The organism is Rhodobacter sp. NTK016B (genome assembly GCF_017303295.1).
Lineage (GTDB): Bacteria > Pseudomonadota > Alphaproteobacteria > Rhodobacterales > Rhodobacteraceae > Pararhodobacter.
In genome coordinates this window covers 114,635-127,997 of sequence record NZ_JAFKOK010000004.1, presented here as the reverse complement: position 1 = coordinate 127,997, position 13,363 = coordinate 114,635, and the positions used below count along the sequence as shown (strand labels likewise).

Below are 13,363 nucleotides of genomic sequence, written 5' to 3'. Positions count from 1 at the left end.
CGAATCTCACACAGGACCCCGGCGCAAAAAAAATCCGGGGCCCGCGCGGGGCCCCGGTCGTCTTGCAACGGTGATGCACGAAAGCCTCACTCGGCGTTCATGGCATCCGTGACAGCATGGGTCCATGCGCCTTCGGGCTCGGCGGTGATCACCGGGTCCGAACCGCCGCCCAGCAGCGTTGCCACGGTGCGCTCATAGGCATCGACGTCCAGAGCGCCGGTCGAGCCTTCGGTCAGCAGCGCGACCTCGCCCATCATGCGGACCTGATGCTCAAGCGTCTGAGCGCCGGTCTGGTCGTTGTCGAGCACGATCTCGGCCGCTTCCTCGGGATTCTCGGCCGCCCATTCCCAGCCGCGCATCGACGCAGCCACGAAGCGCGCCATGCGGTCGACGAAGTCCGGATCTTCGAGATTGTCCTCAAGCACATAAAGACCGTCTTCCAGCGTCGCGACGCCCTGATCCTCGTATTTGAAGGTGATCAGCTGATCCTCGGTGATTCCCGCGTCGATGACCTGCCAGTATTCGTTGTAGGTCATGGTCGAGATGCAATCGGCCTGACCTTGCAGCAGCGGATCGACGTTGAAGCCCTGACGCAGGACCTCGACACCGTCCTCGCCGCCCTCGGTCGGGATGCCCAGATGCGCCATCCACGACAGGAACGGGTATTCGTTGCCGAAGAACCAGACGCCCAGCGTGCGGCCCGGGAAGTCATCGGGCGAAGTGATGCCCGATTCGGCCAGACAGGTCAGCATCATCCCCGAGCGCGTGAAAGGCTGGGCGATATTGACCACCGGCGCGCCCTGCTCGCGCGCGGCGAGCGCCGAGGGCATCCAGTCGACCATGACATCGGCGCCGCCGCCCATCAGCACCTGAACCGGTGCGATGTCTGGGCCGCCCGGCAGGATCGTCACGTCGAGCCCGGCTTCGTCGTAATAGCCGTTCTCAAGCGCCACGTAGTAGCCCGCGAACTGCGCCTGCGTGACCCATTTCAGCTGAAGCGTCACCGCGTCCTGCGCCTGCGCCATGCCGGCGGTCAGAGCGAGGGCCGATGCGAAACCGGCGAGGGTAATCTTTTTCATGGTTATCAACCTCCTTGTTGTCCGTCCCCTTCGTGGGGTCGGTATTATCTGCCGCGCTGCGAGGGGTGCCAGAAGGTCACCCGCCGTTCGAGCAGAGCCCAGACGCCATAGAATGCCGACCCGAGGGCCGCGGCTACGGCGATTTCTGCCCACACCATCGGAAGCTGCAAGCGCCCGACCTCGGTGGAAATGCGGAAGCCCATCCCATAGGTGGGCGAGCCGAAGAACTCGGCCACGATCGCCCCGATCAGGGCCAGCGTCGCACAAATTTTCAGCCCGTTGAAAACGAACGGCATCGCCGCCGGAAGCCGCAGGCGGATCAGCGTCTGCCACCAGCTGGCCGAATAGGTGCGCATCAGGTCGCGCTGCATGCTGTCGGTTGCGGCCAGCCCCTGCACCGTGTTGACCAGCATCGGGAAGAACACCATCGCCACCACGACCGCCGCTTTCGAAGGCCAGTCGAAGCCGAACCACATCACGAAGATCGGCGCCGTACCGATGATCGGCAGCGCGGCCAGAAAGTTGCCGACCGGCAAAAGCCCCCGGCGCAGGAAGGCATAGCGGTCGACCACCAGCGCGAACAGGAAGGCCGAGCCGCAGCCGATCACGAAGCCCGACAACGCGCCGCGCCCGAACGTCTGCACCAGATCGGTCCACAGCGTGTCGGTCGAGCTTGCCAGCCGCCCGGCGATCTCGCTGGGCGCGGGCAGGATCACGCGCGGCACGCCGAGGCCATGCACCGCCGTCTCCCACGCCCACAGGATGGTCACGCCGAACAGCAGCGGCGCGATCAGCGCCGACAGGCCCGATTTGCCGGGCTGCTCGGCCACGAAGGCCACCAGCACCCAAGCGCCCAGCCAGACCGCCGCGAAGGCCGCCCAGAACGCATCGCCCTCGCCGCCCGTCTGCGCGACGGCCAGTTCCAGCCCCGCGAAAAACAGCGCCACGCCCAGCAACAGGGTCAGCAGTGCGCGCGCCGCGCCCGCCGGAACCTCGTCGAACAGCCATGTCAGCACCGCAGCACCGACCAGAACCCAGCAGACCAGATCGGTGGGCTGCGCCCCTGCCCCGCGCTCAAGCCAGCAAGTCAGAAGAACGGCCAGAGAGAACAGCACCCGCAGATAGGCGCCGCCGATTGCGAAAAGCCCGTTCATGCCGCCATCCCCATCCGCTTGAGCACCCGCCGCTCGATCATGCCGACGATCCCCACAAGGCCCGCGGCCAGAATCGCCGCGACCAGAAGCGCGGCCCAGATCTGGATCGTCTGGCCGTAATAGCTGCCCGAGAGCAGCCGGACACCCAGCCCGCCCTGCTGCACCGGCAATTCGCCGACGATGGTGCCGACCAGTGCCGCCGCGATCCCGATTTTCAGCGAGGCGAAGAGATAGGGCATCGACATCGGCAGCCGAAGCTTGGCGAAGACATCACGCCCCGCGGCGGAATAGGTCTTCATCAGGTCGAGTTGCATAGCGTCGGGCGCCCGAAGCCCCTTCACCATGCCGACGACGACCGGGAAGAAGCTGAGATAGGCGGCGATGATCGCCTTGGGGATGAGCCCCGAAATGCCGATGGAATTGAGCACCACGATGATCATCGGCGCCAGCGCGATGATCGGAATCGTCTGGCTGGCAATCGCCCAGGGCATGACCGAGGCATCGGCCGCCCGGTTATAGACGATACCGATGGCCAGAAGAATCCCGCCGCCGGTGCCGATCAGGAAGCCCAGAAGCGTCGCGCTCAGCGTGATGCCGGCATGGTAGATCAGGCTGCGGTTCGAGGTGAAGGACGCCGTGATCCGTTCGCCGAAGCCCTGCAGCGTCAGCGGCGTGGTCGCGCGGCACATCCGGCGCCCGACGGCATCGCAGCCCACGGTTTGCTCATAGACGCCGATCACCACCTGATGCGGCGCAGGCAGAACGGGACGATCCTGCGCCATGGTCAGCGCGACCATCTCGCCAAAACCCAGCTCGCGCCCGTTGCGCGCGGCCTGATCGTATTCCCATTTCGCATTCATCGGGATCACGGCGACATACCAGATCGCAAGGATCACCGCGACGACGACAAGGACGGGGCCAAGAGCCGGAAACCTGTTGCGCATGGCTCAGACATTGTCCTCATAGCCCGCGCGCAGTCCTTCGCGGACGCGGTGGGCGATGGCGATGAATTCCGGGCTGTCGCGGATGTCGAGCGGCCGCTCGGCGGGCAGGGTCGATTGGATCACATCGGTGATCCGCCCCGGACGCGGGCTCATCACCACGATCTTGGTGGACAGATAGACCGCCTCGGGGATCGAGTGTGTGACGAAGCCGATGGTCTTATGCGTGCGCGCCCAGAGCTTCAGCAATTCCTCGTTCAGGCGGTCGCGCACGATCTCATCGAGCGCCCCGAACGGCTCGTCCATCAGCAGGATGTCGGCGTCGAACGCCAGCGCCCGCGCGATCGAGGCGCGCTGCTGCATCCCCCCCGACAATTGCCACGGGAATTTCTTCTCGAACCCTGACAATTCGACCAGTTCCAGAACCTCGCGCACCCGCGCAGCCTGATCCTGCCGGGTATAGCCCATGATCTCGAGCGGCAGGCGCACATTGGCCTCGATCGTGCGCCACGGATAAAGCCCGGCGGCCTGAAAGACATAGCCGTAAGCGCGCGCCTTGCGGGCCTCTTCGGGCGTCATGCCGTTCACGCTCAGCGTGCCGCCCGTGGGCGATTCCAGATCCGCGATGGTGCGCAGGAACGTGGTCTTGCCGCAGCCCGAGGGGCCGATGAAACTGACGAACTCGCCTTTTCGGATCGTGAGATCCACGTCCTTGAGCGCGTGAACCGGCCCGTCATTCGTCTCGAAGGTCAGGTTGAGACCCTTCGCCTCGATCACCGCAGCGGACGCGTCCTCGGCGCGGGCACTCGTTGCGTCCGTCATCGCCATTGTGTTCCCGTCATCGTCCATCCCCGTTCTTTTGTTTTGATTGGCCCGGGGCGCAAAGCAGGCGCGCGCCCCAAGCTTGATGGTGCCACAGTGTTCCGCGCAAGACAAAGTCTCGGCGGGCCGCCATCACGCACCGACGCCCCAGAGTTTGGGCTCGGCGAATTCGATGGAATTCCCCGCCGGGTCGCGCACATAGATCGAGCGCGCACCATTGGGCCATTGAAAATCCGCCTCGATCGGGAAGCCCGCCTCGGGCAAGGCCCGCGCCCAGTGGTCGAGCTGCGCGGCATCGGCGGCAAAGCACAGATGCCCCGGCCCCGTCGCGCCATGGGTCGGCACCGGCAGGGTCGAGGTCGGATCGACCTCGCGCGTGGCCTCGGCGATGAAGGTCAGAACGATGCTGTCGCCTGCGCGAAAGAACGCGTGACGCCCGTCCTTGCGCACCACCACCGGCAGGCCAAGAATGCCTGCATAAAACGCTTCGGTGGCGTCGAGGTCGTCGACATAAAGCGCCGCCTCGAGAAGCCCGTTCAGCATCGCCGCCATCGTCAGACGCCCGTCGCCGGGATGCCCGAGCGCTCGATCGGGCGCGGCGCGGTCAGCTCTTTCCACGTCGACAGCGCCGTCGAGACCGAGCCCTTGGGCTCGCGCTTGACGAATTTGCCATGGCCCTCTTCGGTGCGGATTTCGCCGTCATGCACGGCCACCTGCCCCCGGCTCAGCGTGAAGCGCGGCAGGCCCTTGACCTCGAACCCTTCGAACACGTTGTAATCAATGGCCGATTGCTGGTTCGATGCGCTGATGGTTTTCGCTTTCTCGGGGTCCCAGACCACCAGATCCGCATCCGCGCCCACCAGAACCGCGCCCTTCTTGGGATACATGTTCATGATCTTGGCGATGTTGGTGCTGGTCACGGCCACGAATTCGTTCATCGTCAGACGCCCGGTACTGACCCCTTGCGTCCAGAGCATCGGCATGCGGTCTTCCAGCCCCCCCGTACCGTTCGGGATCTTCGAGAAATCGCCGACGCCATAGCGCTTCTGATCGGTGGAGAAAGCGCAATGGTCGGTGGCCACGCAAGACAGCGTGCCCGCCTGAAGACCGGCCCACAAGCTGTCCTGATGCTTCTTGTTGCGGAACGGCGGCGACATCACACGGCGCGCAGCATGGTCCCAGTCGGCGTTGAAATACTCGCTCTCATCCAGCGTCAGATGCTGGATCAGCGGCTCGCCCCAGACCCGCTTGCCGTTCTGCTTGGCGCGGCGAATGGCTTCATGCGCTTCCTCGCACGAGGTATGCACGACATAAAGCGGCACGCCCGCCATATCGGCGATCATGATTGCGCGGTTGGTAGCCTCGCCCTCGACCTGAGAGGGGCGCGAATAGGCATGCGCTTCGGGGCCGGTATTGCCCGCCGCCAACAGCTTGGCGGTCATCTCGGCCACCACGTCGCCATTCTCGGCATGGACCATGGCGATGCCGCCCAGCTCGGCCAGACGGCTGAACGACGCGTACATCTCGTCGTCATTCACCATCAGCGCGCCCTTATAGGCCATGAAATGCTTGAAGGTGTTGATGCCGCGCTGGCGCACCACGGTTTCCATCTCGTTGAAAACCTGCTCGCCCCACCAGGTGACGGCCATGTGGAAACTGTAGTCGCAATTGGCGCGGGTCGATTTGTTGTCCCACATCTGCAGCGCGTCCATCAGCCCCTGTCCGGGGCTCGGCAGTGCGAAATCGACGACCATCGTCGTGCCGCCCGCCAGCGCCGCGCGCGTGCCGCTTTCGAAATCGTCGGTGGAATAGGTGCCCATGAAGGGCATTTCCAGATGGGTATGCGGATCGATGCCGCCGGGCATCACGTAGCAGCCCGTGGCGTCCAGCTCGGAATCCCCTTTCAGCCCCTTGCCGATCTCGATGATCACGCCGTCTTCGATCAGGACATCTGCCGAATAGGTCAGATCTGCGGTAACGATGGTGCCGTTCTTGATGACGGTGCTCATGGTCTCTCCTGTTGGTTCATACCGAGGCGAAACAGGCCAGCGCCGGCCCGTGCACCCCTATGTCTAAAGGTCCGAAATCGCTGTCCACGCAGAGCGTGAAACAGCCCGCGCGGGGTACATAGAGCACGCTGTAGCAGCCGTCCGAGCGCACCACCGTCCAGCAGGTCTGCGTAATCCCGCCCGAGAAATTGACAGTGATCGCCCGATGCTTGCGCACCCGCCGCGCCTGAAAGTCCCGCAGCGTCATGGCGCCCCCGCGCGACGAGGCGTCAAACCCAGCAATCTCCGCCTCGATCAGGGCGTCGATCTGAACTCCCATGGCCGCTGCGCCTGTCCCCATCTTTGTTCTCTAAATATCCTCCGGGAGGGACCGGGAGGGTGGAAAACCCTCCCGGCGGGGGGTGCGGGGGGCTGGCCCCCCCCCACCGCTCAACTCACCACTTCCGCCGCTTCGAGCACCGCGTGCAACAGCACATCCGTCCCCGCCCCGGCCCAGTCCTTGGAAATTTCTTCCGCTTCGTTATGCGACAGCCCGTCCACGCAGGGGCACATCACCATCGCCGTCGGCGCCAGATCGTTGATCCAGCAGGCATCATGGCCCGCGCCCGAAACGATATCCATATGGCTGTAGCCCAGCCGCTCGGCCGCCGCGCGCACCTTCGACACGCAGCCTTCGTCGAAGGCGGGCGGCTCGAACTGGCCCACCACCTGCGTCGACAGGCTCACGCCGATCTCTTCGCACAGGCCCGGCGCGCGCTCGTAGAACTCGGCCTCCATCCCGTGCAGCACCTCGGGCAGATGCGAGCGGAAATCGACCGTGAACACAACCTTGCCCGGGATCACGTTGCGCGAATTGGGATAGACGTCGATATGCCCGATGGCGCCGACCGCGCCGGGCTGATGCTTCATCGCGATCTCGTGCACCAGCTCGGTAAGCAGGGCCAGACCGCGCCCGGCATTCTTGCGCATATGCATCGGGGTCGAGCCGGTATGGCTGTCCTTGCCCGTCACCGTGCATTCGATCCAGCGCAGCCCCTGTCCGTGGGTGACAACGCCGATATCCTTGCCCTCGGCTTCCAGGATCGGCCCCTGCTCGATATGCAGCTCGAACAAAGCGTGCATCTTGCGTGCGCCGACCTCTTCCTCGCCCTTCCAGCCGATCCGCTCCAGCTCGTCGCCGAAGCGCTTGCCCTTGGCATCAACGCGGTCATAGGCCCAGTCCAGCGCGTGACGTCCGGCGAACACGCCCGAGGCCAGCATCGCCGGCGCGAAGCGTGTTCCTTCCTCGTTGGTCCAGTTGACGACGACGATGGGATGCTTGGTCCGGATGCCCAGATCGTTCATCGTGCGCACCGCTTCCAGCGCGCCCAGAACCCCCAGCACCCCGTCGTATTTGCCGCCTGTGGGCTGGGTGTCCAGATGGCTGCCCATATAGACCGGCAGCGCGTCGGGATCTTCGCCCGGACGGGTGGCGAACATGTTGCCGATCTGATCGACGCCCATGGTCATCCCGGCCTCTTCGCACCAGCGCTGAAACAGGTGGCGGCCCTCGCCGTCTTCATCGGTCAGCGTCTGGCGGTTGTTTCCCCCCGCGACGCCGGGGCCGATCTTGGCCATCTCCATGAGGCTGTCCCAGAGACGGTCGGGGTTGATGCGCATATTCGCGGCAGGCGCGGTCATGGTGACTCCTGTTGGCTATTCGCATATTGGCCCGGCGGTCTGGCGCCCCCGTGGCCCGGCAACGGCGGCACGGCGACAGGCCGCGCGCCGCGCATTTCCGGTCAGTCGAGCGCTTCCAGCACGTCCTTGATCGTCCCGACAAGCTGATCGACATGCTCTTTCTCGATGATCAGCGGCGGCGACATGGCGATGATGTCCCCCGTGGTGCGGATCAGGATGCCCTTCTCATAGGCTTTGAGGAAGGCCGAGAAGGCGCGCTTTGTGGGTTCGCCCGGGATCGGCTCAAGCTCGATCGCGCCGATAAGCCCGAGATTGCGGATATCGATCACGTGTTTCGTGCCCTTGAGCGAGTGCAGCGCCTCTTCCCAATAGGGCGCGATTTCGGCGGCGCGCTGGAAAAGGCCCTCTTCGCGGTAGATATCCTGCGTCGCCAAAGCGGCCGCGCAGGCGATGGGCGAGCCGGAATAGGTATACCCGTGAAACAGCTCGATCATGTGCTCGGGGCCGGTCATGAAGGCGTCGTGCACGTCGCCCGTGGTAAAGACCGCACCCATCGGCACCGTGCCCGAGGTCAGGCCCTTGGCCGTGGTCATCATGTCCGGCATCACACCGAAGAAATCGGCGGCAAAGGGCGTGCCCAGACGGCCGAACCCGGTGATCACTTCGTCGAAGATCAGCAGAATGCCGTGTTTCTTCGTGATCTCGCGCAGCTTTTCCAGATAGCCCTTGGGCGGCAGGATCACGCCCGCCGACCCCGCGACGGGCTCGACGATCACCGCCGCGATCGTGTCGGCGCCGTGCAGGGCGATCTTGCGCTCAAGATCCTCGGCCAGCCACGCCCCATGCTCGGGGATGCCCTTGGACCAGCGGTTTTCTTCGGGCAGATAGGTATGCGGCAGGTGATCGACGCCGTTCAGAAGCGTGCCGAAAACGCGCCGGTTATTCACCAGACCGCCGACCGAGATGCCGCCGAAGCCCACCCCGTGATAACCCTTCTCGCGGCCGACGAGGCGCGTGCGTTGCCCCTCGCCCCGTGCGCGGTGATAGGCCAGCGCGATCTTCAGCGCGGTATCGACCGATTCAGAGCCGGAATTGGTGAAAAAGACATGGTCGAACCCGTCGGGCGACATGTCGACCAGCCGGTTCGCCAGTTCGAACGCCGCAGGGTGACCCATCTGGAACGCGGGCGCGTAATCCAGTTCGGCTGCGGATTTCTGGATCGCCTCAACGATCTTCGGGCGGCAATGACCGGCATTGCAGCACCACAGGCCCGCAGTGCCATCCAGCACCTGCCGGCCATCGGCACTCGTGTAATGCATGTCCTTCGACGCCACCAGCATCCGCGGGTTCTGCTTGAACTGGCGGTTGGCCGTGAACGGCATCCAGAAGGCGCTCAGATCGTTGGGGGCCACGGCGGGCTTACCGGAATGGTCGAGGCTCATATCTGTCTCCGAAGGCGGGGCCCGGCTCGGTGCAACCAACAAGACGGGCGGTTGTCACTGGGTTGTCACTGGCCGGGCGCTTGCCTATTCTCGTTGAAACCGGGCCGAAAAGCCCCGGTGCATAAACGACGCTAGCAGACCTGACCAACCAGTCAAGGTGCCGCGAAGCGGGCCGGATAGTGCGGCAGGGTAACGGCAGGTAGACGGCTGCACGACAGCCGGACAGGGGGCAAGGCGCGCATGGCTCAGACCGGGGGCGCTGAAAAATCAGGCAGCCGCGCAAGCATGCGCGAAGAGACCGAACGAGCGATCCTCGACGCGGCCGAAGTGGTTTTCGCCGAAAAGGGCTTCGGCGGCGCGACGATGCAGGCCATCGCCGATAGTTGCGGCCTGCCAAAGGCAAACCTGCACTATTATTTTGCATCCAAGGAAAAGCTCTACCGCCGCGTGGTCGAGCGGATCTTTACCATCTGGCTCGAAGCGGCGGACAGTTTCGAGACCGAAGGCAGCCCGGACGTGGCCTTGCGCAGCTACATCGCCCGCAAGATGCAACTCTCGCGCGAACACCGCTACGGCTCAAAGGTCTGGGCCAACGAGGTGATGCACGGCGCGCCGATCATTCAGGATTATCTGGAAACTAATCTGCGCAGCTGGACCGAAACCCGAGTCACGGTGATCCGCCGCTGGATCGACGAAGGTCGGGTTCGCCCAATCGATCCGCGCTGGCTGCTCTACATGATCTGGGCCACGACCCAGCATTACGCCGATTTCGCACACCAGATCGAAACGCTCAATCACGGGCCGCTCGACGATGCACAATGGGCCGGCGCCACGGAAACGGTGTGCGACATCATCCTGCGCGGCATCGGCATCGATTCGGACCCGCCCGCATGACCACCCGCATCCAGCGGCGCAACCGGCGCCGGATCCTCGAGGCGGCGCTTGACGTCTTCTCGGCCCAAGGCTTTCGCGGCGCCACGCTCGATCAGATCGCGGGGGTCGCCGGGCTGTCGAAACCGAACCTGCTCTATTATTTCGACAGCAAGGAAGCGATGCACCGTGCGCTTCTCGACGACCTGCTGGATATCTGGCTCGCCCCTTTGCGCGCGATGAACCCCGATGGCAACGGGCGCGAAGAGATCCTCGCCTATATGCGCCGCAAACTGCAGATGTCGCGCGAACTTCCGCGCGAATCGCGGCTCTTCGCGAATGAAGTCCTGCAAGGCGCGCCCCGCCTCGCCGATCAGATCAGCGGCGACCTGAAACGCCTGGTCGACGATCAGGCGGTCGTCATCCGCCGCTGGATCTCGATGGGCCAGATCGCCGCCGTCGATCCTTATCATCTGATCTTCTCGATCTGGGCCCTAACCCAGCATTACGCCGATTTCGACGCCCAGATCCGCCTGATCCGCGACGGCGCGGACCCGATGGACGGCGCCGACGGCTTTCTGGAAACGCTGTTCGACAAGCTCTTGCAGCCCTGACCGCGAGCCGCGCGCCAGCGTCGATCCCGGGGGATCCTCCCCCGGACCCCCTGGGATGTTTTGGGATTAAAGATGCGCGGTTAACGAAAGCCTAACAGCCCATCTTTAATCTCTAAATATCCCAGGGGGTGAGCGCGTAAGCGCGAGGGGGGCAGACAGCCCCCCCTGCCCGCATCGGGTCGCGCGTCAGGGTCGGCTCAGCGTGCCGCCGCCGACGGGCGCGGCCACGCCGGTCGTGCCCGGAGCCGAGGTCGGCAAGCCGCGTGCGACACGGGCGGCGAGATAGGCGAAAGCCTGCGCCTCGATCATGTCGCCGTCGAGCCCGGCAGCCTCGACCGGTGCCACCGAACAGTCGCAGCCCGCGCCGATCATCGCCATCAGCGTCGCGTTTCGGCGTCCTCCGCCGCAGACCAGCATCTGCGCGGGCGGTTCAGGGAAGTGCTCGAAGGCCAGCGACACGCCCGCAGCACAGGCAGCGGCGAGGGTTGCCAGCGCGTCGTCCGGAGAGAGACCCTGCGTATCGGGAACCGGGGCGGCGCGGTCGAGCGACTTGGGCGGCATACGCCGGAAAAACGGATGCGCGATATAGGCGTCAAGCCGCGCGGCGTCGGGGTCGCCCTTTGCAGCGCGCGCGCCGTCCTCGTCGCGCGTGCAGCCCAGATGCGTCATGCAGTAATCGTCCATCGGCGCGTTGGCCGTTCCACAATCGAAGGCAAGGCAGGCATGTTCGGGCGCGGGTACACGCGGATCGCACCATGTCACATTCGCCACGCCGCCGAGATTGAGAAAGACCAGGGGCCCGTCGGCCCCGATCCGCCGCGCCAGAGCGTGATGATAGAAGGGCGCGAGCGGCGCGCCCTGCCCGCCCAGCCGCACATCGGTCGAGCGGAAATCCCAGACCACCGGCCAACCCAGCGCCTGCGCCAGATCCTGCCCCGATCCGGCCTGATGCGTGCCGCGACCGCCCGGCTCATGCGCCAGTGTCTGGCCGTGGAAGCCCACGAGATCCACGTTGCGGAACCCCGCCAGCAGCTCGGCATGGGCCAGCTCGACCACTTCGGCCGCCGCCTCGGCCAAGGCGGACCCCGGCCAGCTGCCCAGGGCCGCGCGCAGGATATCGCGTTCGTCGTCGCTATAGGGCCGGTAGGCCGTTTCGCCAAAGCCGCCGATATCGATCCCGTCCGTCACAAGCACCGCCGCGTCGACCCCGTCGAGCGAAGTCCCCGACATCGTGCCCAGCACGCGCTGCATCCCTGCCTTCTTCATCGCGCAACCTTTCGCGGCTCTTTCCCTTCACGGGCGCTTCGGTCTATAGACAGCCCGACCCGCGCGGTGAAGACAAGCGAAATGACCGGACACAAGACATGACCCATCAGCCGAAATCGGACTTCCTGCGCATCATCATCGAGCGCGGCTTCCTTGCCGATTGCACCGACCTCGAAGGTCTCGACGAAGCGCTGCTCAAGGGCGTCGTGCCTGCCTATATCGGCTATGACGCGACGGCGAAATCGCTGCATGTCGGGCATCTGCTGAACATCATGCTGCTGCGCTGGTTCCAGAAGACCGGCAACAAGCCGATCACGCTGATGGGCGGCGGCACGACCAAGGTGGGCGACCCGTCCTTCCGCTCGGACGAGCGTCCGCTGCTCACGCCCGAGGCGATCGACGAGAACATTGCCAGCATGAAGGATGTCTTCGCCAAGTACCTCAGCTATGGCGACGGGCCGACCGATGCCATCATGCGCAACAATGCGGAATGGCTCGACAGCCTGAATTACCTCGAATTCCTGCGCGATATCGGGCGGCATTTCTCGGTCAACCGGATGCTCAGCTTCGAAAGCGTCAAGTCGCGCATCGACCGCGAACAATCGCTGTCGTTCCTCGAATTCAACTACATGATCCTGCAGGCCTACGATTTCCTCGAGCTGCGGCGCCGCTATGGTTGCCTGTTGCAGATGGGCGGGTCGGATCAGTGGGGCAATATTGTCAACGGCATCGACCTGACGCGTCGGGTGATCGACGAGCAGATCTTCGGCCTGACGACGCCGCTTCTGACCACCTCGGACGGGCGGAAGATGGGCAAGTCGCAGGGCGGCGCGGTCTGGCTCAATGGCGATATGCTCAGCCCCTACGAATTCTGGCAGTTCTGGCGCAACACGACCGATGCCGATGTGGGCCGCTTCCTGAAGCTCTATACCGAGCTTCCGGTCGAGGAATGCGACCGTCTGGGCGCGCTGCAGGGATCGGAGATCAACGAGGGCAAGATCGTCCTTGCGCGCGAAGTCACCACGCTGTGCCACGGGGCCGAGGCGGCAGCCGCCGCCGAAGCGACCGCGAAGGCTGTCTTCGAGCAAGGCGGTCTGGGCGAGGATCTGCCGCGCGTCGCCCTCTCTGCCGAAGAGGCGGCCGAGGGCGTGTCGATCGTGCAGCTCTTCGTGCGTGCGGGGCTGGCGAAATCGGGCAAGGACGCGAAGCGGCTGATCGCGGAAGGTGGCGCGCGGATGAATGACGAGACGCTGGGCGACACCGCTCTGGTGATCACCGGCGCCGACCTGTCGTCGCCGCTGAAACTGACCGCCGGACGCAAGCGTCACGCGCTGGTCACGCTTGGATAAAATGTCAGGCATTTATTTGCCTGTCATTTAAGGGCCTCGATAAGCCCTTTACTTCGTTTGCTAAAGCTCCCGCGCACCTAGGCGCCGAACACTTTACCCACAGCCGCCTCAGACCAAGGCGATTGAGCGATCGACAG

13 protein-coding genes are annotated in these 13,363 nt (G+C 64.7%); 3 read left to right on the top strand and 10 right to left on the bottom strand.

Going from position 1 to position 13,363, the window contains the following annotated elements; all coding sequences use genetic code 11:
- Positions 1–86 precede the first annotated feature (86 nt).
- The 9 genes from JI664_RS06770 to JI664_RS06730 form a co-directional block, all read right to left on the bottom strand.
- The gene (locus tag JI664_RS06770; RefSeq protein ID WP_207012973.1) at positions 87–1,079 is read right to left on the bottom strand and encodes an ABC transporter substrate-binding protein; all 993 of its coding nucleotides are present in this window, start codon (positions 1,077–1,079) and stop codon (positions 87–89) included.
- 44 nt (positions 1,080–1,123) lie between these two features.
- A complete protein-coding gene (locus tag JI664_RS06765) occupies positions 1,124–1,924 on the bottom strand; it encodes an ABC transporter permease (RefSeq protein ID WP_349768698.1) in 801 nt (266 codons plus the stop codon).
- A 305-nt stretch (positions 1,925–2,229) separates the two neighbouring features.
- Positions 2,230–3,177, bottom strand: coding sequence for an ABC transporter permease (locus tag JI664_RS06760; protein ID WP_207012971.1), 948 nt, complete (start codon positions 3,175–3,177; stop codon positions 2,230–2,232).
- Positions 3,178–3,180: 3 nt separating this feature from the next.
- Positions 3,181–3,996 (bottom strand): ABC transporter ATP-binding protein, encoded by an 816-nt coding sequence (locus JI664_RS06755; protein ID WP_207012970.1) that lies wholly within the window; start codon positions 3,994–3,996, stop codon positions 3,181–3,183.
- Between the two features lie 132 nt (positions 3,997–4,128).
- Positions 4,129–4,548: a VOC family protein gene (locus JI664_RS06750; protein ID WP_414707725.1), complete on the bottom strand. Its 420-nt coding sequence runs from the start codon at positions 4,546–4,548 to the stop codon at positions 4,129–4,131.
- Positions 4,549–4,550: 2 nt separating this feature from the next.
- The gene (gene hydA, locus JI664_RS06745) at positions 4,551–6,005 is read right to left on the bottom strand and encodes a dihydropyrimidinase (protein ID WP_207012969.1); all 1,455 of its coding nucleotides are present in this window, start codon (positions 6,003–6,005) and stop codon (positions 4,551–4,553) included.
- A 16-nt stretch (positions 6,006–6,021) separates the two neighbouring features.
- Positions 6,022–6,324, bottom strand: a complete 303-nt coding sequence (locus JI664_RS06740; RefSeq protein ID WP_207012968.1) for a hypothetical protein — start codon at positions 6,322–6,324, stop codon at positions 6,022–6,024.
- A gap of 110 nt (positions 6,325–6,434) precedes the next feature.
- The gene (locus tag JI664_RS06735) at positions 6,435–7,685 is read right to left on the bottom strand and encodes a Zn-dependent hydrolase (protein WP_207012967.1); all 1,251 of its coding nucleotides are present in this window, start codon (positions 7,683–7,685) and stop codon (positions 6,435–6,437) included.
- 101 nt (positions 7,686–7,786) lie between these two features.
- Positions 7,787–9,127, bottom strand: a complete 1,341-nt coding sequence (locus tag JI664_RS06730) for an aspartate aminotransferase family protein (protein ID WP_207012966.1) — start codon at positions 9,125–9,127, stop codon at positions 7,787–7,789.
- 285 nt (positions 9,128–9,412) lie between these two features.
- Between JI664_RS06730 and JI664_RS06725 the strand changes: the two genes are divergently transcribed.
- Positions 9,413–10,021 carry a TetR/AcrR family transcriptional regulator gene (locus tag JI664_RS06725; protein ID WP_286173913.1) on the top strand — a complete coding sequence of 203 codons (609 nt, stop codon included), beginning with the start codon at positions 9,413–9,415 and terminating at the stop codon, positions 10,019–10,021.
- Positions 10,018–10,611 carry a TetR family transcriptional regulator C-terminal domain-containing protein gene (locus JI664_RS06720; RefSeq protein ID WP_207012964.1) on the top strand — a complete coding sequence of 198 codons (594 nt, stop codon included), beginning with the start codon at positions 10,018–10,020 and terminating at the stop codon, positions 10,609–10,611. The genes JI664_RS06725 and JI664_RS06720 overlap by 4 nt, the downstream gene beginning before the upstream one ends.
- A 186-nt stretch (positions 10,612–10,797) precedes the next feature.
- On the opposite strand, the gene JI664_RS06715 is transcribed toward JI664_RS06720, so the two are convergent.
- Positions 10,798–11,877, bottom strand: a complete 1,080-nt coding sequence (locus JI664_RS06715; RefSeq protein ID WP_207012963.1) for an anhydro-N-acetylmuramic acid kinase — start codon at positions 11,875–11,877, stop codon at positions 10,798–10,800.
- Between the two features lie 98 nt (positions 11,878–11,975).
- Here JI664_RS06715 and tyrS point away from each other — a divergent pair, with 98 nt between their 5' ends.
- Complete coding sequence (gene tyrS, locus JI664_RS06710) at positions 11,976–13,226, top strand: tyrosine--tRNA ligase (RefSeq protein ID WP_207012962.1); 1,251 nt, start codon at positions 11,976–11,978, stop codon at positions 13,224–13,226.
- Positions 13,227–13,363: the final 137 nt, after the last annotated feature.

Coding starts and splice junctions, on each gene's coding strand:
- tyrS (WP_207012962.1), top strand. CDS start 11,976: ATGACCCATCAGCCGAAATCGGACTTCCTGCGCATCATCATCGAGCGC.
- JI664_RS06750 (WP_414707725.1), bottom strand. CDS start 4,548: ATGGCGGCGATGCTGAACGGGCTTCTCGAGGCGGCGCTTTATGTCGAC.
- JI664_RS06715 (WP_207012963.1), bottom strand. CDS start 11,877: ATGAAGAAGGCAGGGATGCAGCGCGTGCTGGGCACGATGTCGGGGACT.
- JI664_RS06760 (WP_207012971.1), bottom strand. CDS start 3,177: ATGCGCAACAGGTTTCCGGCTCTTGGCCCCGTCCTTGTCGTCGTCGCG.
- JI664_RS06720 (WP_207012964.1), top strand. CDS start 10,018: ATGACCACCCGCATCCAGCGGCGCAACCGGCGCCGGATCCTCGAGGCG.
- JI664_RS06755 (WP_207012970.1), bottom strand. CDS start 3,996: ATGACGGACGCAACGAGTGCCCGCGCCGAGGACGCGTCCGCTGCGGTG.
- JI664_RS06725 (WP_286173913.1), top strand. CDS start 9,413: ATGCGCGAAGAGACCGAACGAGCGATCCTCGACGCGGCCGAAGTGGTT.
- JI664_RS06735 (WP_207012967.1), bottom strand. CDS start 7,685: ATGACCGCGCCTGCCGCGAATATGCGCATCAACCCCGACCGTCTCTGG.
- JI664_RS06770 (WP_207012973.1), bottom strand. CDS start 1,079: ATGAAAAAGATTACCCTCGCCGGTTTCGCATCGGCCCTCGCTCTGACC.
- hydA (WP_207012969.1), bottom strand. CDS start 6,005: ATGAGCACCGTCATCAAGAACGGCACCATCGTTACCGCAGATCTGACC.
- JI664_RS06740 (WP_207012968.1), bottom strand. CDS start 6,324: ATGGGAGTTCAGATCGACGCCCTGATCGAGGCGGAGATTGCTGGGTTT.
- JI664_RS06730 (WP_207012966.1), bottom strand. CDS start 9,127: ATGAGCCTCGACCATTCCGGTAAGCCCGCCGTGGCCCCCAACGATCTG.